The following is an 18574-nucleotide window of genomic DNA, read 5'->3' on the forward strand; positions in this document are numbered from 1 at the left end:
GTTCGCTAAAGAGTGCGCATCGTCCCTCCTCCCGATGCGCGCGACCCGGTGTAACGGGTTAAGTCTATCGGATACCTGTCAGACCGGAACTGCTTCGGCAATCCGCACGCTGGAACCGTGCCGTCCTTTGACCACTTGAAGCTGATTGGTGATGCGTTGCTTCATCTCCGCAACGTGACTGACCAATCCCACTACCCTGCCGCCGTCGCGCAGACCTTCCAAGGCGTCCATCACTTGCTCCAACGCTTGATCATCCAGGCTGCCGAAGCCTTCATCGACGAACAAGGTCTCGATGTCGACTCCTCCCGCTTCCTGCTGGACAACATCAGCCAGGCCGAGGGCCAGGGCCAACGAGGCCATGAAGGATTCGCCGCCGGACAGGGTGGACGTGTCGCGTCGTTGGCCGGTCCACTCGTCCACCACTTCCAGGCCAAGCCCGGACTTCTGGTTCCGTGCCGCCCTGGCGTCGGTGTGTTGCAGCGTATAGCGGCCGTCGCTCATGGCAACGAGCCTTTCCGAGGCTGCGAGGGCCACTTGTTCCAAACGGGCCGCCAGCACATAGGCATTCAGGCTCATCCGGTAGTTGTTGTCCCCGGCACCCCGAACAGTGTCAGCCAGTTCAGCCAGGACACGAGCCCGCTTCCGCGGCTCCCTGCCGGCCTGGGCCAAGGTGTTGTACTCGTCCCGGAACCGGACAACAGCCGCCGCCGACTTGCCGGCCAGCGCCGCCGCCAAAGCCGCGGACCTCGCCGTGTCCGCAGCACTGGCCGCGTGAAGCTTCGCCTCCGCGAGTTCAGGCTCGGGCAATGGAAGTTCGCCGATGTGCACTTCCTTGGCTGCCAGAACCAGGTCCTCGCTGGCAAACAGCTCGTCCAGCCGAGCCGTCTCAGTGTCGAAATCAGCCACCTCTTTTTCCAGGCCCACCACATCGGCGGGTGGAAGGAGTTCCCTGCGCGCTTCCTCGGCCGAGCCGAACCCGGAGTCAGGCAAGGCGTTCTCGAGGGAAACGGCGGCGTCGGCCTGGGCCTGCCCTGCCCGCTCGACTTCCCGGTCAGCATCAGCTGCCGATTGGAGGAGCACGCGCTCGGCGGAGAGGGCGTCCAAACGTTCACGCAAGCTCCGGAAATCTTCCCGTAAACCTGCCAGGTCTGCTTCAAGGGCGTCATGCTGCTCCTGCAGGTGAAGGACTGCCGATGACGCCCGGGCAGCTGCGCCGGTGTCCTCTGCGTGTTGCTCCTGCACTTGAGCGAGCCTCTTGGTAATGACCTCCTGCTTGCTCCGAAGCTGGTCCAAGGTCCGGGATGCCTTCTTCGCAGCCGAGGTGGCCGTTTGGGCGGACAGCAGACGCGCCTCAGCCTCTGCAGCATCCAGGGTGCCTCCCTGGGCCGCCAGTCCGGCAAGGACTTGGGCTGCCACAGACACTTGCTCAGCAAGGATCCCCAGAGCTTTCTCGCTGGCGTCGAACCGTTCCCTGGCTTCTTCCTCTTCCTGAGCCAAGGACAGGGCTGACCGTACAGCAGCGGCGGGGTGGGGGTGCTCCACGCTCCCGCACACAGCGCACGGCTGACCGCTCTCCAACGCCGCCGCCAGCTCCCCCGCCGCGTTGGCCAGGCGGAGCTCGCGGATGTCCAGCCAGTCCTGCCGGTGGTCCTGGGACGTGGCGCGGGCGTGGAGGTGCTTCGCGGAGATCATTTCCAACTCATTGGCTGCCATGGCGTGGCGGGAAACGATGCCCACCAGCTCGGCAGCTGCAGCCGTTTCGCGTTCGAGTTCGGCGAGCCCATCGGCTACCGGTTCCAGGGGTTCGATCAGGCCGCTCACAGCTGACGCTTCTTCGCGCAGCTGTTCCAAGGTGGCCACCGCCTCCTCCGCGGATGCTTCATGGCGTGCCAGTTCGCCACGCTTGGCGGCAAGGCGGGCCGCCATGTCCTCCAGGCGCTGTTCGTCAGGAAGACGTGCCTCAAGAACCGCATACGTGGCTTTGAGGCCTTCAAGGGATGTGGTGGGGGTTGCCGCGTCCAAGCCTGCTGCTTCGAGCCTCCCCCGGATTTCCTCAACCTGGGCAACGGCCGCGCGGTACTTGCGTACGGAGGAGTCGACGGCATCAAGCTGGCCGCTCAGGACAGAAGCCCGGCGATGCCTCCCCAGCTTGTCCTTGTTTTCGAGTGCCCGCGGCGCGGCTAGTTCAAGGAGGACGCGCCTCTGCATTGCGGCTCCGAGCCGACCATGCCGCAAGGATTTTTCCTGGGCTTGTTGCAGCTGTTCATCAAGGCGCGAGGACAGGGACTCTGCGTGGCTTGCCTCGTCTTTCCTCCGCATCCATTCAGCGTTCACCATGGCTTCCATCTGGGCCAGCCATGACTCAGGCTCCTCGGCGGCAGTGGTTCCAGCACCCGTATTTCCAGCAGTAGTGCCACCGGCTTCCGACTCGGCACCGTCGAGCCCCAGCTGCTCGCATTCTGCAGCAACCCGGTCAAGCAACATCTTCAGTTCCGTCGCGTTCTCCTGCACGGCCCGGGCGGCTTCCGCAGCCTGACGCGCGATCTGGCGCTCGACGGCTTCGAAGCGTTGCGTGCCGAAGAGCTTCTGCAGGAGTTCCAGGCGATCGTTGGCCTTGGATCGAAGGAACGCAGCAAAGTCACCCTGGGGAAGCATCACCACGCGGGTGAACTGCTCCCTGTCCATTCCCAAGACGTCCGAGAGTTCCGCGCCAACCTCGTCATTCCTTGAGGATTTCTCCTCCCAGCTTCCAGCGTTCCATTCCCGAAGGAGGGTCTTGGCTTGCTGGGTGGTGAACCCCTTCCGGCCCCGCGCACTCGGGCGTTCCCAGGCAGGCGACCGCGTCACTTCGAAACGTCGGCCGCGAGCCGAGAATTCACAAACGACGCGTGGTTCGGCCGAGGGTGCGGCGTGATCGCTGCGAAGCCGCTTTCCTTCCTGGCGTGCGCCTGGCACGGCTCCATATAAGGCAAAGCAGATGGCATCAAGGATGCTGGTCTTACCTGCTCCCGTGGCGCCGTTGAGGAGGAAGAGTCCCTGCGCCCCCAAGTGATCGAAGTCGATGTGCTGGGCAGAGGCGAACGGGCCGAAAGCTTCGATTTCCAGGCGATGGATTCTCACAGTTCCGCCTCCTCCAAGCGAACGGCTTCGAGAGCTTCCCGAAGCGCGGCCTCTTCGGCGTCCCCGGCGCTACGGTCCCGGACATGCTCCAGAAAGCCGCAGCAGACTTCAAGATCGTCCCGGGCCTCGGCGAGGCGATCACTGTAGCTCGTCGTGGTCCGGGTCCCGGCACCTTCAGGATCGAAGGCAAGGACCAGGGTGTCCGGGAAGCGTACCCTCAGTTGTTCCATGGCTTGGTTGGGCCGCTGTGCATCAGTAAGCGTGACCTGGCAGTAGGCCTCTTCCGCCCAGGCGTACTGGTCGGATCCCAGGAGGTCGTCCAGCGTGCCGCGCAGCACGGCGAGGTTTTTGGGCGCTTCCCACACCACTTCCCGGACGTCGATCTCGCCGGCTGTACTGATGTCCACCAGCCAAGCGCCCTTGAGGTGCTTGGCTTCGGAAAAGGAATAGGCCAGCGGCGAGCCTGAGTAACGGACGTTGGCGGCCAATTGCTGACGGCCGTGAAGGTGGCCCAACGCCGTATAAGTGAAGCCGTCAAAGAGATCCAGGGGCACGGCACCGAGCCCTCCGATACTGAGGTCCCGCTCGCTCTCCGACGTGATGCCTCCGCTGGCAAAGGTGTGTGCCAGAACCACCGGATGAACCGGCCCGGCTTCGCGGCGGTGCTCAACATCGCGCCTGATCCGCTCCACGGCTTCCTGCGTGACATCGAAGTGGCTTGCGTTGTCCACGCCCAGCCGCTCTGCCACCAGCCTGGGCTCCAGATACGGAACGCCATAGATGGCCACGTTGCCTTGCTTCTCCCCTTCCGCTCCAAAGGGAAAAACCACTGGCACGTCCAGATCCTCCACGCGCGTGCGCAAGTGCACTCCCCCGCGCTCCAGCAGGCGGGAAGCGAAACCCAACCTGATGGCGGAATCGTGGTTACCGCTGGTAAGCACCACGCCCGCGCCGGCCTGGGTAAGGCGCACGAGGGCATCGTCCAGCAGCTTGACGACGTCCAAGCCCGGCAGGGCACGATCGTAAACGTCGCCCGCAATCAGGACGACGTCCACCGAGTTGGCTTCGACGAACGCCACCAACTGGTCCACAAAGTTGCGTTGGGCTTCGAGCATGCCAACGCCGTGGAATGATCGGCCCAGATGCCAATCGGATGTGTGGAGTAACCGCATAATTCCAAGCTAACCGGGGTCACCGACAATAAAGCGCAGACAAGCCGCCCGGCGTCGATCCTGGCCGGCTGCTAGCCCTTCTTGCCGTCGAAAAAGTCGCGTGCGTCATCTTTGGCGGGCGCAGCCGGAGCAGGCAACACGGCCTCGGCTTTTGGCGATGCGTCCTTGGCGTCAATGTCCTCCGGCAGGTCATCGGCGTCATCGAAAGCATCGTTGACGCCATCGCTGCTGCCCGGAAGGTCGCCTGTTTCGGAGTCGTTGGTGGAGGAAAGGCCACGGAATCCCCGGAAAGCGAGTCCGGCAAGTGCGGCACCCATCAACGGGGCCACCCAGAAGAGCCACAATCCATCCAACGCCCATGACGGGCTGAAGAAGGCCTGGGCGGTTGCGCGCGCGGGGTTGAAGGGAAGGTTACCCAGGACCTGTCCGAACTGGAGCAACACGGCAACTGACAGTCCTACTGCGAAAGGAGCCAAGGCCGGAATGGCTCGGCGACCCGCCGTCGCACCCAGGAACACGGCAACGAGCAGGGCTGAACCCACCACCTCGACCAGGAGGACGCCTGCCAATTGCGTCTGGGCCGCTGCATGCTCGCCGTACCCCGGCGCCACGGACCCAAAGGCCGCCCGCGCGTCCGTGAGGACAGGTACGGTCAGCACCACAAAGTAGACCAAGGCCGCGGCCACCACACTGCCGATAACCTGCGCCGCGATGTAGGCCAGGGCAGCGACGGCCCGGATACGGCCCGCGATCAGGTTGCCCAAGGTGATCACCGGGTTGAAGTGCCCTCCGGAGACGTAGCCGAAGGCCAGCATGGCCACTGTCACCGTCAGGCCCGTTGCCAAGGCTGCCGGCAGTGGCGCACCCGAGGGGTTGGAGAAGATGGCCACACCCACAGCTACCACCACAACGAACATCGATCCCAGCGCTTCAGCCGACAACCGTGCAATGAGCCCCGGTTGTGGATCGGAAGTGGCCTGCACAGGTGTGGTCATGTCGAATGAGTCCTAACGGTTGGTTGAAGCCGGCGGCACAGCGCGCTGCACTTTGTTGAGCTCTCGGGATGAGCTCTGGGGTGAGCTCTGCGGATGCCCGGCTTGGGCGCCCGGGCCCCTGAGCATTTTGGCAGCCGAGTCTGGACGGTTGCTGAATCCCGCCTCCGAGCTTAGCCGCCCAGGGCGATGGCCGCGATGGCGGAGGCGCCCAAACCCATCACCGCGAGGGTGCTGACCAGGACCAGCCGCGCGGAAGCCGCCGCATTTCCGGCGTGGAGCTGCCGTGAGCGAACCCACACTGCGGAGGCAAGGACAACAGTGGCGGCTGCGGCCATCAAGGCACAGATCCCTTGGTAGTCGAGCCCCGGAAGGCCGGCAACGATGTTTCCCGTCGATGGCTCTGATGTGAGCCAGCTCCGCCAGATGAACAAGTCCACCACCACCAGCGAGATCAGCGTCCGGCGCCAAGCCAATGTGGTGCGCTCGGGCTGCAGGCCGGGATCACGGACGTCCATGCTCATCGGGGCACTCGACTCAACGGGCCACCAGGATCAGCAGGGCAAAGGCGAAGGCCGCGATGGCCACCACGATGGTCATGAACAGCATCACCCTTGAGAACGGCAATGCTTGGTCGTTGCGCATCGCGGCTTCCATCTGCCCCCAGCGGCGATAGGACAGTGCGGCCAGGCCGGCGCCGACGAGTGCCAGCAGGACGCACAGGACCAGCCTGACGGGTGTCGGAGCGATATTGGGAGCCAGCTGGTCCACAGCAACTGCGCCGGCGAGCAAGGCCAGGGATGTGCGGATCCACGCCAGGAAGGTACGCTCGTTCGCCAGCGAAAACCTGTAGTCAGGAGTCTTGCCTGTCCGTCGCCAAGCAGGTTCACGCACGTTGTCTCTCCAAGGGTTTGGTCAGTGGCGGGCAGCTTCCCCACCATACCAGCGGCCACTGACGGGCACGGTAAGTTACTGGCATGAGTGTTGAAGCTTCCTCCCCCGTTGCCCCGTCCTTCGAGTCCCGCGTCCGGGGCTCCCTGTTGGGCGGAGCGTTGGGCGATTCCCTGGGCTACGCCGTGGAGTTCGACTCCATCGCGGCGATTCGCGCACACTACGGTTCCGCCGGACTGACGTCCTTTGGACAGCTCGACGGCGAAAGTCACTTCTCGGACGACACGCAAATGACGCTGTACACGGTTGATGGCCTCGTGGAAGCCCTCGAGTGGGCCAACGACGGCGTCGCCGCGGACGAGATCGCCTGCCTGTGGCTGGCGTACCTGCGTTGGCTGGGCACCCAGGACGTCGCCGTTTCCGCGTCTGCCCCCGTGCCGCAACCGCGGTGGATCGATGGCCAAGCCGTCCTTCGGCATCGCCGTGCTCCAGGGAACGCCTGCCTCAGCGGCCTCGCGACTGGAGAAATGGGGACGGTGGCCCGGCCCGTCAATCCCGATTCGAAAGGCTGCGGCACGGTGATGCGCTCAGCACCGTTTGGGCTCATCCCCCATATCTCGCGGGAAGCTGTCTACAAACTCAGCTCCGACGCCGCCTCCTTGACCCACGGACACCCGTCGGCACGACTCAGCGCAGCGGCTTTCAGCCTGCTGATCCACAATCTCGTTGCCGGCAGCGATATCCGCAGTGCCGCCACGGATGCCTTGGCCTATGTGAACAACGTCCCCACGAAAGCGGCTGAGCTTGCGGAGCGGTTGGAAGCCGCACTGCAGCTGTCGGCGCAGCCCACCATGCTGGGTCCCGAAGAAATGACCGCAGCGCTCGGCGAGGGTTGGGTCGCCGAGGAGGCACTCGCCGTCGGGCTTTATGCCGTCCTGTCCACCAGCGCCACTGAACCGACGGAGCACTTCCGCCGCGCCATTGCCGTGGCCATCAACCACAGCGGCGACAGTGATTCCACGGGATCCATAGCAGGCAATATCCTGGGGGCTTACTACGGCGAGGAGTGCCTGCCGGCTGACTGGCTTGAAGCCTTGGAAGCACCCGAGGTTATTCGCGGCATGGCGGACAGCTTGCTTGCCGTAACCACCGGCTGATGGACCTCAGGCGCTGCGAAGCGTGATGTTATTGCACGCTTCGCAGACCTCAGCCGGTATGAGCCCCCTGCGCTGCAGGAAACCAAAAATGGCGCAGCCCAGGCAAAAACCGACGAATGCTTCCAGCGAAGCAGCCACGATGAGAAGGGCCAGCAAAACCCACGCGGCTGGCTGGTAACCAATGAAGAACAGCACGACGGCGGCGCTCGTCAGTGCGGCTCCGATGCCTTGGGCGAAGCGCTTGGGAGGACCGGCTACAAGTTTGGCGTGCCCGATCCTGGGTGCCAGGACTTTGACGGACAGCAGGGCCAGCGGAGAAATGCGGGGGCCGAACAGCACACGCAGCCAGAAACCGACGGCCAAGGCGACCAGCCCCCATGCCCACCCGGTCAGAAGCGTGGCAACCGCCAGCACCACTACCAGCCCCGCGGTGATCCGTGCTGCATATTCATTGACGGGGTTGGGGAACGCGAAAACACTCCGCCAATCAACCCCACTGCTCACGGGAGCATCCGCTGGCTGGCTCACCGGTGCTGGGGGAAGAGAGGGCTTGGTCATGTACCAAGGCTAGGAGCGCGGCCGATCCGGCGGGAAGCATTGTTGCGCAGTATGACCCAATCGCACTTTAACAACCCCGTCCCCGCCCCTTTCTCACCTGCCCAGAGGCAGATCCTGTCCAAGTGCCGATCCGCTCCGTGACGACGCTCGCGATAGTCCGGCGGGCACACCGCGGGATGTGAGAGAGCGTGTGGGAAATGGAAGCGGGATGTGAGAGAGCGTGTGGGACGCTCTTAGGCGCCGCCGACCATCTGGAGGAACTCACCTTCTGAGACAACCTCGATCTGCTGGCCCTTGGCGTGAAGTTCAAGGACCCTTTTGGCTTTGCCCGTCAACCGCCCGGCCCGAAGATCGCCAGCCACGAACCCATCGCCAACGATCAACACAGTGGTCCTTGCGGTTACCCGGCTCTCCGGCCGTGCGCCCATGTCTGCTGCCCGGGATTTCGCTTCCGGTCGGGTGATGGTGAGGTCGCCCGTGAAAACCACGGTCTGCCCGAAGAGCGGGTGGCCCGGTTCTGCCGCGGGATTCGGCAGGGGGTTGGGGCCTTCTTCCGGCCACGCTGACCAACCAACAGGAACAGCCTGTCCCGGCGTACGGTCCATGGTGCTGCCGGTCCTGGCTGCGAGCGCAGACATGGTTGCTTTGGACAGGCCGAGCGCGGGGTCGAAGGCGGGCTGCTGGGGCAAGGTGAGGCCCAGCGAAAGATAGAGTTCGGCGATGCTGTTGGCGTTGTTGCGCCGGGCAATGTCCACCAGGATGCCGGCGCAGGCACGGGCATCCTCGGCAGCGTCGTGGTGGTTGACCAAGGGCACACCCGCTTCCTCTGCCGCATACGGCAAAGAGTTGGACACCAGCGAATAGCAGCGACGGGACAGCATCACGGTACAGACATAGTCATAGGCAGGCCCGGCAAGACCGGAGACTTCCAGGCCGGACCGGATGACTCCAAGGTCGAAGGCTGCATTATGGGCGGCGAGCACGTCGCTCCCAATGAACGCGCCGATTTCCGGGAAGAGCTCCCCGAACCTGGGGCGACCAGCCACGTCCTCGGCGCGGATGCCATGAATGCGGGTGTTGTGGAACTCGAAGTGATCGTGGTTCTCCGGTGGTCGCATCAGCCAGGAGGCTTCCTCAACTACCACGCCACCGCGGACTTTGCTGAGGCCAACCGAACACGGCGACCCCCTGAAGCCGTTGGCTGTTTCAAAGTCGATCGCCGTAAAGTCCAATGCCACTGGACAAGGTTACAGGCGGGAAGGGCCGCCCTTGGCCGATTTCTACGGCGGGGCGGCCCTTCCGGACTTCATTGTGGCGAACGCTACATCGCCACGTTTACGGCGTGGCTCGACGAAGGGTGGTGTAGGAGCCTGCGGCAAGTACGACGCACAGGAGGGCTGCCCACCCGCTGATGCTCAACGGTGTCTGCTGGGCAAACCAGGCTCCAACATGTCCCCACCATTCAAGCAGCGTGGTGAGGGCGGCAAGGCCGATCAAGGCAATCGACGTTCCCAACGTTGAGACCAGCGTGCCAGTGGTTCCCCATCGCTTGAAAATGGTGGCGAACCAGAATCCGATGATGAACATGAACATCATCACCACGAAGAAGAACGCTGCCGTGGAATACCAGGGACCGTCCGTTACCCACGGAATGCTAAAGAAGAATCCGTAGACGCCCCAGCCGTTGGTGGCACGTTCAATGACGCCACCCAGCAGGTAAAGGCCCGTCATGCCCAAGGCGATGAGCGAGAAGAGTCCCAAGGTACCCAGGTAGAACGCCCGGCGGCTGATGCTCAAGCCCTGGGAGAACGGGAAGACCAGGGTCATGCTCTGTATCCCGAGGACCAGGAAGTACCACATGGGAGCCTGGCTGCCGCCACCGTATTTGCCCTCATTGACGGGAATGAGCGCGAAAATCGCCAGCGACATCAGGAAGGATGCCGCCAGGATGGTCAAAGGCCATCCGATGTACGTCCATTTGTTGATCAGTTGCATCCGGGCAACTGCTACCGTCCTGCTCATCGCCTTGCCTCCATCGTGTCATCGGCGAAGTCTCCAGTACCTGTTCCGGTGGCGGCCGCCCCGGCCATGGTCTTGCGGACCACCAACTGCTGCAGGGAAACGGGCGACAACTCAAGTCCCAGCTCCTGGGCTTCGGTCCGCTCACGGCTGTCCAGTGCCTCGTCCACGGTGACGGACGCCAAAGAGCCCAGCGTTTCGCGGTGGAGGATCTTCCGGCCGGCCAGGAAGGCGTCCACCTTGTCCGCGGAACCGGAAACGGTGACAGCCGAACCACGAATGTCCTCCGCATCAGCGTCCATGATGATCCGGCCCCGATCGATAACAACTACGTGTTCCAGGAGGTTGGCGACCTCATCGATCAGGTGGGAGGACAGGATGATGGTTCGCGGGTACTCGGCATAATCCTCTACCAGCCGGTCGTAGAACAACTGCCGGGCTACGGCGTCGAGTCCCAAGTACGGTTCATCGAAGAACGTCAGTTCCGCGCGTGAGGCGAGGCCAATAATGACGCCGACGGCGGACAGCTGTCCGCGGGAGAGCTTCTTGATCCGCCGTTTGACCGGAAGCTGGAAGTCCTCGGCCAGCCGGTCCGCGAATTCCTGGTCCCAGTTCTTGTAGAACAACGCAGCTGAGCGGAAGGCGTGCTGGGGCTGGAAGTCATCCGGGTATTTTTGGGATTCACGGATGAAGCAAATCCGGGACAGTACAGAGTCGTTCTCGTAGGCGCTGGCACCGAAGACGAGGGCTTCCCCCGAGCTTGCGAAGGCCTGGGCTGTGAGGATGGACATCAAGGTAGTCTTGCCAGCGCCGTTGCGTCCCAACAAGCCGTAGATGCGGTTGGCCGTGAGGCTCAGGTTGACGTTATCCAGCGCGTTGAGCTCTTTGTAATGCTTGAACAGGTTACGGGCCTCGACGATGGTGTCGTTCACAGGGCCGCGCTCCTTTCCTTGTCTGTTCCGGATTCCGGCGCGAGTCCGGAGCTGCGTTCAATCATGGTGTTCAGCTGCTCTGCCGAGATGCCCAGCTTGCGGGCTTCCAGCGCCAGCGGCTTCACGTATTGTTCGAAGAATTCCTCGGTGCGGCGCGCTATCACCTGGGCGCGCGCCCCTGTAGCCACGAACATCCCTATCCCCCTGCGTTTGTAGAGAATTCCTGAATCCACCAGCAGGTTGACGCCCTTGGCAGCGGTTGCCGGGTTGATGCGGTGGAACGCTGCGAACTCGTTGGTGGAGGGCACTTGCGCCTCTTCGGCCATACTGCCGTCCACGATTCCGTTCTCGATGAGTTCGGCGATCTGCATAAAGATCGGTTTGCTGTCATCGATCATGAGCACCGCCGCCTCACTGGTTCATTACTCATGTAACTAACCATACAAGCAGTGAGGCAGGAGTCAAGGGTCTCCCCCGAAAATCACAACGACGGCCGTCAAGTAGGCTTGTTGGGTGATCTTTTCTGCGATGAGCGACCTTGCCGTATCCACCATCGGGGGCGCTGGACCGGTGCAGCCAGCCATGGCCTCGTTCCTGCCGGACTGGTTGAACCCCCAGATCTTCCTGGCCGACCCGGCCCTCGCCCCCTGGGTTGTGCTGCTTGTGTGCGGCATCGTCTTTGCCGAAACAGGTCTGCTGGTGGGCTTTTTCCTCCCCGGCGACTCCATGCTTTTTACCGCGGGTCTCCTGGTGGCCACAGACACCATCAAGTTCAACATCTGGGCGTTGGCGGCCCTGATCATCGTCTCTGCGATCATCGGTAACCAAACCGGTTACCTCATTGGTTCCAAGGCCGGCCCTGCGATCTTCAACCGCCCCGACTCCAAGCTCTTCAAGAAAGAGAACGTCGAAAGTGCCCATGCTTTCTTTGAAAAGCATGGCGGCAAGGCCTTGATCCTGGCGAGGTTCGTCCCCATCATCCGCACTTTCGTGCCCGTGATCGTGGGCGTGGCCCAGATGGACAAGCGGAAGTTCTTCCTCTTCAATGTCATCGGCGCCCTACTCTGGGGTGGCGGTGTCACCCTGCTGGGTTACGTCCTTGGCGATCGGGTGCCGTGGGTCAGCGACAACCTGGACATCATCTTCATCGTCATCGTCCTCATCTCGGTCATTCCGGTCTTCATCGAGGTAGCCCGTGGTTTCATGGCCAAGCGCAAGGCGGCTGCACAAGGTACCGACCCCGTGGAGGAATTCATCGAGGAACACGAGGGCGGCAAGCACGGCGAGCACTGAGCGCCGGAGACCAGCTCCAACAAGTAATGGCACCCCGCATTCGCGGGGTGCCATTTGTTTTGTCTGGAGGGTACTAGTTCGAACCGGCCTTCAACAACGCGGAAACGATCGACGGAAGCAACGCCCGGAACGCCTGTCCCCGATGGCTGATGGCGTTCTTCTCCTCGGAGGTCAGTTCCGCGCAACTCCGGTCCATTCCAGCCGGCTGCAGGACGGGATCATAGCCGAAGCCACCTTCACCGCGAGGTTCACGCAGCAGCGTTCCCTCCAGCTGGCCGTACTCCACGGTTTCCTGGGCAATGCCGTCAGGTCCGGGAACGGCCAAGGCAGCGGCACAAACAAACGCTGCACCGCGGAAGGAATCCGGCACATCGGAAAGTTGCGCCAGCAGCAAGTTCAGGTTGGCGACATCGTCCCCGTGCCGTCCGGACCAGCGTGCCGAGAAAATGCCCGGCGCCCCGCCCAGTACATCCACGGCCAAGCCTGAGTCGTCCGCGATGGCCACCAGGCCAGTCGCCTCAGCGACTGCGCGAGCTTTAAGGAGCGAGTTCTCGGCAAACGTCACACCCGTTTCGGCAACGTCCGGCGCTCCGGCCGCAGCGGCATCCACTACCTGGGTATCGACGTCCAACCCCGGAACCTGGCCTCGAAGAAGTTCGCGGAGTTCCTTCAGCTTGCCCTTGTTGTGGGTTGCAAGGACCAACCGGGGCTGGTCCACACCTGCGGCGCTCACGGAGCCTCCGCCAGCGTCTCACGCTGGATGGCGGACAGCTGGGTGGTACCCAGCAGGGCGAGGTCCAGCAGTGCGTTGAGCTCGTCGCGGTCGAAGGGAGCGCCTTCAGCGGTGCCCTGCACTTCCACGAACTTGCCGGAGCCGGTGACCACCACATTCATGTCCGTCTCGGCGCGGACATCTTCAACGTATGGGAGGTCCAGCATGGGGACGCCGTCGATGATGCCCACAGAGACTGCTGCGATGGTGTCCACCAGCGGCTCGGCGTTGCGGGCAATGAGCTTGTTCTCGCGGGCGAAACGGATGGCCTCTGCAAGCGCCACATAGGCGCCGGTGATCGCGGCCGTGCGGGTGCCGCCGTCCGCCTGCAAGACGTCGCAGTCCAGGACGATCGTGTTCTCGCCGAGGGCTTTGGTATCAATGATGGACCGCAAAGAACGGCCGATAAGGCGCGAAATCTCGTGGGTGCGCCCACCGATCTTTCCCTTGACGGACTCCCGGTCCGAACGGGTGTTGGTAGCCCGGGGAAGCATGGCGTACTCGGCGGTGACCCAACCGCGGCCCTCCCCCTTGAGCCAGCGGGGTACGCCCTCGGTGAGCGAAGCCGTGCACAGAACCCGGGTGTTGCCGAACTCGATCAGCGCCGAGCCCTCGGCCTGCTTCGACCAACCGCGGGTGATGCTGATGGGGCGCAGTTGGTCGGGAGTCCGGCCATCAGCGCGGATGACGGGTGTGGCGGTAGCTTCAGAAGTCATGCTCCAAGCTTAGCGACGATGACGGTGGTACCCGTGCCGCCTGCCGCTAGATCGTGTAATGCACCCCGGCAACCGCCACGGCGACGTCGCCTGCGAAGACAGGCTTGGCCTCGGACAATACTTTGGTTTGCGAGGTCCACACAGGAATATGCGTGAGGAGCAGGCGCTTGGCACCGGCGTTAGTCGCCGCTTCACCCGCCCGTTTGCCCGTGAGGTGCACGTCCTTGATGTCGTCGTCCCGGCCTTCCTCGAACGCCGCCTCGCAGAGGAAGAGATCGGATCCCTTGGCCGCGTCCTCCAACCCTTGGCAGGAATCGGTGTCCCCGGAGTAGGTCAGGACCTTGGTGACAGGGACCCCGTCCTTGCCCGGTTCCGTGGCCGTCACCCGGAGGGCGTAGGCCTCTTCCACAGGATGGTTAACGGCAAAGGGCGTCACGGTAAAGGGACCGACCGTAACGGGCTTGAGCTCAGTCCAGTTGGTGAAGTCGAATTCCTCATGCATGCCCGGGTCCAGCTCAAGTCCGTAGGCTGTGGCCATTCTGTCCGCGGTAGCCGCAGGACCCCACACGGGAAGCCTGTCCCTGCCCCAGCCGCCGGGCTTCCAGCGGACCGCGACGTGGAGTCCGCACAGATCCATGCAGTGGTCCGGGTGCAGGTGGGTGAGGAAGATCGCGTCAATGTCCTCCAGATCGGTGTAGCGCTGGATGGCACCGAGGGCACCACTGCCCAGATCCATCACAATCTTCCACTCGCGCTCACCGTCGTGCGCTGTCACCAGGTAGCACGACGCCGGGGAGCCCGGACCGGGGAAGGAACCGGTGCACCCTACGATGGTCAGTTTCACCAGGCACGCCCCATGGTTGCGCCGGCATTGAGGATGTCATCGGGCTGCACGAAGTAGGACCGCCGCGACAGGCCGGATCCGGAACGCGCCGCTTCCAGCATTTCAGGGGTTATGCGAGCCAAGCTCCCTGTGGGGTACTGCGCGGCAACGTGGTCCACGTGCTTCACCGAGAGGACTTCCGGTCCCAGGAAACGGCGGGCCAGGGTCTCGAATTGGGCGGCGTCACCGGTGGCAATGAATTCGTGACTCGGAGCGCTGGGCTCGGTGCGCTGGATGCCGTTGTTGGCCAGTGCGCGGTAGACGTCCTTGGCGGTTTCCTCGGCGCTGGACACCAGGGTGACATCCTCGCCCATTACGAAGGAGATCACACCGGTCAGCAACGGGTAGTGGGTGCACCCCAGGACGACCGTATCCACGCCCGCTTGCTTGAGCGGCGCCAGGTACTCATTGGCAGCAGCCAGGAGGTCAGCTCCCGTAGTAACGCCGGCCTCTACGAAGTTCACGAACGCGGGGCACGCCACGGACGTGATGGTGAGGTCCGGAGCAGCGGCAAACGTATCCTCATAAGCCCGCGACCCCACGGTCGCAGAGGTCCCAATCACCCCAATCTTGCCGGAACGCGTTGCAGAGACGGCACGCCGGACTGCGGGCTGGATGACTTCGATGACCGGAATGCCGTACCGGGCCGTGTAGCGTTCCCGGGCATCCCGGAGTACGGCGGCCGAAGCGGAGTTGCAGGCGATGGTCAACAGCTTGACGCCTGAGTCCACCAGTTCATCCATGACGCCCAGGGCGTTGGCACGTACTTCGGCGATGGGCAGTGGACCATAGGGCCCGTTGGCGGTGTCGCCCACGTACAGGATGGACTCGTTGGGAAGTTGGTCGATGATGGACCGCGCCACCGTCAAGCCGCCCACGCCGGAGTCGAAGATGCCGATCGGGCGCGCCCCCACGATGCCCCCGGTGCTGGTGGAGGCGCCACTGCCCTGGGCGCCCGCTGAACTGCCCGATGCTGAAGTCATAATTATTCGAGAATAAGGCTTCCCATGGTGTGCGGCCATTACCTGTGGTCTCCGCCTCGTGTCTGATGTGTCACAGGACGGGAACTCCGTCGGCCGCCCGGATCAGGATTTTGCCTGCCTGGCGGACATCATGGCCTGCACCAAGGACTCCTGCAGCCATGTGGTGAAGTTGTACACCAAGGCCAAATAGCTCTCCACGTCCTCCGCCTGGCTCCAGTCCTGCATGCTGTGGATGTGCTCGGCGTCTGCTTCGTCCCGGATGTCCAGGCGTTCGGCCAGCACCAGCCGAACGTCGTTCAACGCCATGGACCAGCGGGTGGCATCCTCCAGCGTCAGGGCAAGGTCGTCCTTGTCCAGGCCCATGGCCGTAGCCTTCAAGGCACCGATCTTATTCTCCCGGACGGAGCGTTCGGTGAGTTGCCTGAATTCCAGGGAGCCGCCGTCGTCGTCCTTCATGACGTTCGGCAAGAGCCGCAGAAGTGCGCGGTCGCTGGGCTGCTTCACGTCCATGTCCAACCCGATCAGCGCCGCCAACGGGTCCTCATTTTCCCGGACATCGGATTCCAGCATGGAAATTACATCGTCCAACAAACCGCGAAGGAGGTCCCGTTCCGCCGGTTCAAGGTATCCAGTGATGCCCTTGAGACCGTACTTGAATGCCTTAGCCACGTTGGCGGCCGCCCTTTCCGGGTGTCTCGTTGCCGCTGGCGGCTTTCTCCACCGTTGCCCAGAGGCCGAAGCCGTGCATGGCCACCGCGTGCTGCTCCACTTGTTCCTTGCTCCCGAACGCCACGATGGACCGGCCCTTCTTGTGGACCTCCATCATCAGCTTGTGTGCTTTGGACTCGGAGTAACCGAAGTAACTCTGGAACACGTAGCTCACGTAACTCATGAGATTGACGGGATCGTTCCAGATCACCAGGTTCCAGGGGACATCAGGGGCTGTCAGGACATCGGTGGACGTCTGCTCTGCAGCTTCCGTCCGTTCATCGATGTCTGTGCCAAACGCAACGCTAGGGCTCATCTGTCCATTCTATGGCGGCTCGCACTAGAGTGAATTCGTGAGTAGAGCCACGTCGTGGGACCACCCCGCAACTTCCTTGTACACAGACCACTACGAACTGACGATGCTTCAGGCCGCCCTTCACTCGGGTGCCGCCCATCGCCGGTCGGTGTTTGAAGCCTTCGCCCGGCGACTGCCTGACGGCCGCCGCTACGGCGTGGTGGGCGGCACCGGACGCCTGCTGGAGGGCATCGCCGACTTCCGGTTCGGCGACGCCGAGCTCGCGTTCCTGGAGCAGAACAAGGTGGTCAACCAAGAGACCCTGGACTACCTGGCCAACTACAAATTCAGTGGGGACATCTGGGGTTATGCCGAGGGCGATGCCTACTTCCCCAATTCCCCCATCCTCATCGTGGAATCCACGTTCGCTGAGGCCTGCATCCTGGAAACGTACATCCTCTCAGTCCTCAACCACGACAGCGCCATTGCCTCCGCTGCCTCGAGGATGACCTCTGCGGCCGGTTCCCGGCCATGCATCGAGATGGGGTCCCGGCGCACCCAGGAGGAATCGGCGACGGCGGCCGCACGCGCCGCGGTAATCGCTGGCTTCGCCAGCACCTCCAACCTGGAAGCCGGGCGGCGGTACGGCATCAAGACCGTAGGCACCGCGGCACACTCCTTCACGCTCCTCCATGACACCGAACGTGAAGCCTTCGAAGCACAGATCGCGGCCTTCGGGCCCGGAACGTCGCTGCTGGTGGATACCTACGACGTCGAGACGGCGGTGCGAACCGCCGTCGAACTCGCCGGCGACAAGCTCGGAGCGGTACGACTCGATTCAGGCGACCTGGTGGCCCAGGCCCAGTGGGTCCGGCAGATGCTGGACGACCTTGGCAACGTCAATACGCGCATCGTGGTGACCTCGGACCTGGACGAGTTCGCCATCGCGGCCCTGCAGTCCGCCCCGGTGGACTCGTACGGGGTGGGCACCTCTCTGGTTACCGGCTCCGGCGCCCCCACAGCCAGCATGGTCTACAAGTTGGTCAGCCGCACCAACGACGCCGGCGAATTCATCTCCGTTGCCAAGGCCGCCAAGAACAAGGCAAGCGTGGGCGGACGCAAATACGCCCTCCGCAAGCTCAATGAACGGGGCCGCGCCACCCATGAAATCGTGGGTATCGGCCACCGGCCCGAGGATGACGGCAACGACCGCTCGCTGCTCCAGCAGTTCGTCAAGAACGGCGAGGTACTGCCCGGGTGGACCGGCCCTGAAGGCGTAGTCCGGGCCAAGGAGAGGCACGCGGCCACCATGGCTGAACTGCCCGCCGTCGTGAACCGCCTGCAACGCGGCGAAGCTGCCATTCCCACCATCTACGAGGAGAACTGATGTCCAGGGCCCTGATCATCGTCGATGTGCAAAACGACTTCTGCGAGGGAGGCACCCTCGCAGTTGAAGGCGGAGCCGCGGTAGCCGGCGCCATCACCGAATTTGTTGACGCCAACCAGCAACACTTCGACCACATCGTGGCAACCCAGGACTGGCACATCGAACCCGGAAGCCACTTCTCCGACGAACCCGACATGGTGGACTCCTGGCCGCCACACTGCCAGGCCCGGACGAAAGGGGCGGAGCTCCACGAGGACCTGGACCCCGAGTACATCCAGGCCTACTTCCGCAAGGGACAGTACACGGCTGCCTACTCCGGTTTTGAGGGCGTCCTGGCGCCGGAAGACGACGTCCCCACGGGCGACCTGAAAGCCGGAGCCGCGGTGGCGGAAGTCCTTGATGAAGACGCGATCGGCTTGGACGACTGGCTGCAGAGCCACGATGTCGAAGAGGTTGTGGTGGTGGGTCTCGCCACCGACTACTGCGTCAAAGCCACCGCACTCGATGCCATCCAGGCCGGGTACAACACCTCCGTGATCGCCGGGCTCACGGCAGGCATCGCCGAGGACCTCTCCGAGGCGTTCGACGAAATGGAAGCGGCCGGCGTCGAGGTTGAACGCGACTGACCCTCCCATCACCTATCAGCACACGAAAGGGCGCCGCAGAAAGCGGCGCCCTTTCGTCTGTCTGCCAGTC

The 18574-nt window shown here is 63.4% G+C and carries 20 protein-coding genes; 4 read left to right on the top strand and 16 right to left on the bottom strand.

Annotated features, from left to right (window positions below; translation table 11 throughout):
* Positions 1–78: 78 nt before the first annotated feature.
* The 5 genes from ACR30Z_RS00630 to ACR30Z_RS00650 form a co-directional block, all read right to left on the bottom strand.
* Positions 79–3120, bottom strand: a complete 3042-nt coding sequence (locus tag ACR30Z_RS00630; protein ID WP_434370951.1) for an AAA family ATPase — start codon at positions 3118–3120, stop codon at positions 79–81.
* Positions 3117–4292: an exonuclease SbcCD subunit D gene (locus tag ACR30Z_RS00635; protein WP_434370953.1), complete on the bottom strand. Its 1176-nt coding sequence runs from the start codon at positions 4290–4292 to the stop codon at positions 3117–3119. The genes ACR30Z_RS00630 and ACR30Z_RS00635 overlap by 4 nt, the downstream gene beginning before the upstream one ends.
* Positions 4293–4363: 71 nt before the next feature.
* Positions 4364–5287 (bottom strand): MIP/aquaporin family protein, encoded by a 924-nt coding sequence (locus ACR30Z_RS00640; protein WP_144649728.1) that lies wholly within the window; start codon positions 5285–5287, stop codon positions 4364–4366.
* Positions 5288–5457: 170 nt separating this feature from the next.
* Complete coding sequence (locus ACR30Z_RS00645; RefSeq protein ID WP_434370955.1) at positions 5458–5808, bottom strand: DUF202 domain-containing protein; 351 nt, start codon at positions 5806–5808, stop codon at positions 5458–5460.
* A 13-nt stretch (positions 5809–5821) separates the two neighbouring features.
* Entirely contained in the window at positions 5822–6178 is a 357-nt protein-coding gene (locus tag ACR30Z_RS00650) for a YidH family protein (RefSeq protein ID WP_434370957.1), read from the bottom strand.
* Between the two features lie 83 nt (positions 6179–6261).
* Here ACR30Z_RS00650 and ACR30Z_RS00655 point away from each other — a divergent pair, with 83 nt between their 5' ends.
* Positions 6262–7332 carry an ADP-ribosylglycohydrolase family protein gene (locus ACR30Z_RS00655; RefSeq protein WP_144649730.1) on the top strand — a complete coding sequence of 357 codons (1071 nt, stop codon included), beginning with the start codon at positions 6262–6264 and terminating at the stop codon, positions 7330–7332.
* Positions 7333–7338: 6 nt separating this feature from the next.
* Here the strand turns inward: ACR30Z_RS00655 and ACR30Z_RS00660 are convergent, their stop codons facing one another.
* From ACR30Z_RS00660 to ACR30Z_RS00680, 5 genes are all read right to left on the bottom strand, one after another.
* The gene (locus ACR30Z_RS00660; RefSeq protein WP_144649732.1) at positions 7339–7890 is read right to left on the bottom strand and encodes a DUF4395 domain-containing protein; all 552 of its coding nucleotides are present in this window, start codon (positions 7888–7890) and stop codon (positions 7339–7341) included.
* Positions 7891–8123: 233 nt separating this feature from the next.
* The gene (locus ACR30Z_RS00665; protein WP_434370959.1) at positions 8124–9128 is read right to left on the bottom strand and encodes an exonuclease domain-containing protein; all 1005 of its coding nucleotides are present in this window, start codon (positions 9126–9128) and stop codon (positions 8124–8126) included.
* A 97-nt stretch (positions 9129–9225) separates the two neighbouring features.
* Positions 9226–9912: a hypothetical protein gene (locus tag ACR30Z_RS00670; RefSeq protein WP_144649736.1), complete on the bottom strand. Its 687-nt coding sequence runs from the start codon at positions 9910–9912 to the stop codon at positions 9226–9228.
* Positions 9909–10841 (bottom strand): ABC transporter ATP-binding protein, encoded by a 933-nt coding sequence (locus tag ACR30Z_RS00675; protein ID WP_144649738.1) that lies wholly within the window; start codon positions 10839–10841, stop codon positions 9909–9911. The genes ACR30Z_RS00670 and ACR30Z_RS00675 overlap by 4 nt, the downstream gene beginning before the upstream one ends.
* On the bottom strand, positions 10838–11239 hold the full coding sequence (locus ACR30Z_RS00680) for a GntR family transcriptional regulator (protein WP_434370961.1): 402 nt from the start codon (positions 11237–11239) through the stop codon (positions 10838–10840). The genes ACR30Z_RS00675 and ACR30Z_RS00680 overlap by 4 nt, the downstream gene beginning before the upstream one ends.
* A 130-nt stretch (positions 11240–11369) precedes the next feature.
* On the opposite strand from ACR30Z_RS00680, the gene ACR30Z_RS00685 reads away from it, so the two are divergent.
* Entirely contained in the window at positions 11370–12134 is a 765-nt protein-coding gene (locus ACR30Z_RS00685) for a DedA family protein (protein WP_144650038.1), read from the top strand.
* A 73-nt stretch (positions 12135–12207) separates the two neighbouring features.
* On the opposite strand, the gene rdgB is transcribed toward ACR30Z_RS00685, so the two are convergent.
* The 6 genes from rdgB to clpS form a co-directional block, all read right to left on the bottom strand.
* Positions 12208–12867 carry an RdgB/HAM1 family non-canonical purine NTP pyrophosphatase gene (gene rdgB, locus ACR30Z_RS00690; protein ID WP_144649742.1) on the bottom strand — a complete coding sequence of 220 codons (660 nt, stop codon included), beginning with the start codon at positions 12865–12867 and terminating at the stop codon, positions 12208–12210.
* On the bottom strand, positions 12864–13622 hold the full coding sequence (rph, locus tag ACR30Z_RS00695) for a ribonuclease PH (RefSeq protein WP_011775233.1): 759 nt from the start codon (positions 13620–13622) through the stop codon (positions 12864–12866). Before rph ends, rdgB begins: the two co-directional genes overlap by 4 nt.
* A 46-nt stretch (positions 13623–13668) precedes the next feature.
* Positions 13669–14466, bottom strand: a complete 798-nt coding sequence (locus ACR30Z_RS00700; protein ID WP_144649744.1) for an MBL fold metallo-hydrolase — start codon at positions 14464–14466, stop codon at positions 13669–13671.
* Positions 14463–15527, bottom strand: coding sequence for a glutamate racemase (gene murI, locus ACR30Z_RS00705; protein ID WP_144649746.1), 1065 nt, complete (start codon positions 15525–15527; stop codon positions 14463–14465). Before murI ends, ACR30Z_RS00700 begins: the two co-directional genes overlap by 4 nt.
* A gap of 63 nt (positions 15528–15590) precedes the next feature.
* On the bottom strand, positions 15591–16157 hold the full coding sequence (locus ACR30Z_RS00710) for a DUF2017 domain-containing protein (RefSeq protein WP_144649749.1): 567 nt from the start codon (positions 16155–16157) through the stop codon (positions 15591–15593).
* Positions 16150–16512 (bottom strand): ATP-dependent Clp protease adapter ClpS, encoded by a 363-nt coding sequence (gene clpS / locus ACR30Z_RS00715; RefSeq protein WP_018776321.1) that lies wholly within the window; start codon positions 16510–16512, stop codon positions 16150–16152. Before clpS ends, ACR30Z_RS00710 begins: the two co-directional genes overlap by 8 nt.
* Before the next feature lie 37 nt (positions 16513–16549).
* Here clpS and ACR30Z_RS00720 point away from each other — a divergent pair, with 37 nt between their 5' ends.
* Both ACR30Z_RS00720 and ACR30Z_RS00725 read left to right on the top strand, forming a co-directional pair.
* On the top strand, positions 16550–17878 hold the full coding sequence (locus tag ACR30Z_RS00720; protein ID WP_144649751.1) for a nicotinate phosphoribosyltransferase: 1329 nt from the start codon (positions 16550–16552) through the stop codon (positions 17876–17878).
* Positions 17878–18504, top strand: a complete 627-nt coding sequence (locus tag ACR30Z_RS00725; RefSeq protein WP_144649753.1) for an isochorismatase family protein — start codon at positions 17878–17880, stop codon at positions 18502–18504. The genes ACR30Z_RS00720 and ACR30Z_RS00725 overlap by 1 nt, the downstream gene beginning before the upstream one ends.
* Positions 18505–18574: the final 70 nt, after the last annotated feature.

The sequence above is a fragment of the Paenarthrobacter sp. FR1 genome (genome assembly GCF_051106045.1).
Classification (GTDB): domain Bacteria; phylum Actinomycetota; class Actinomycetes; order Actinomycetales; family Micrococcaceae; genus Arthrobacter; species Arthrobacter nitroguajacolicus_A.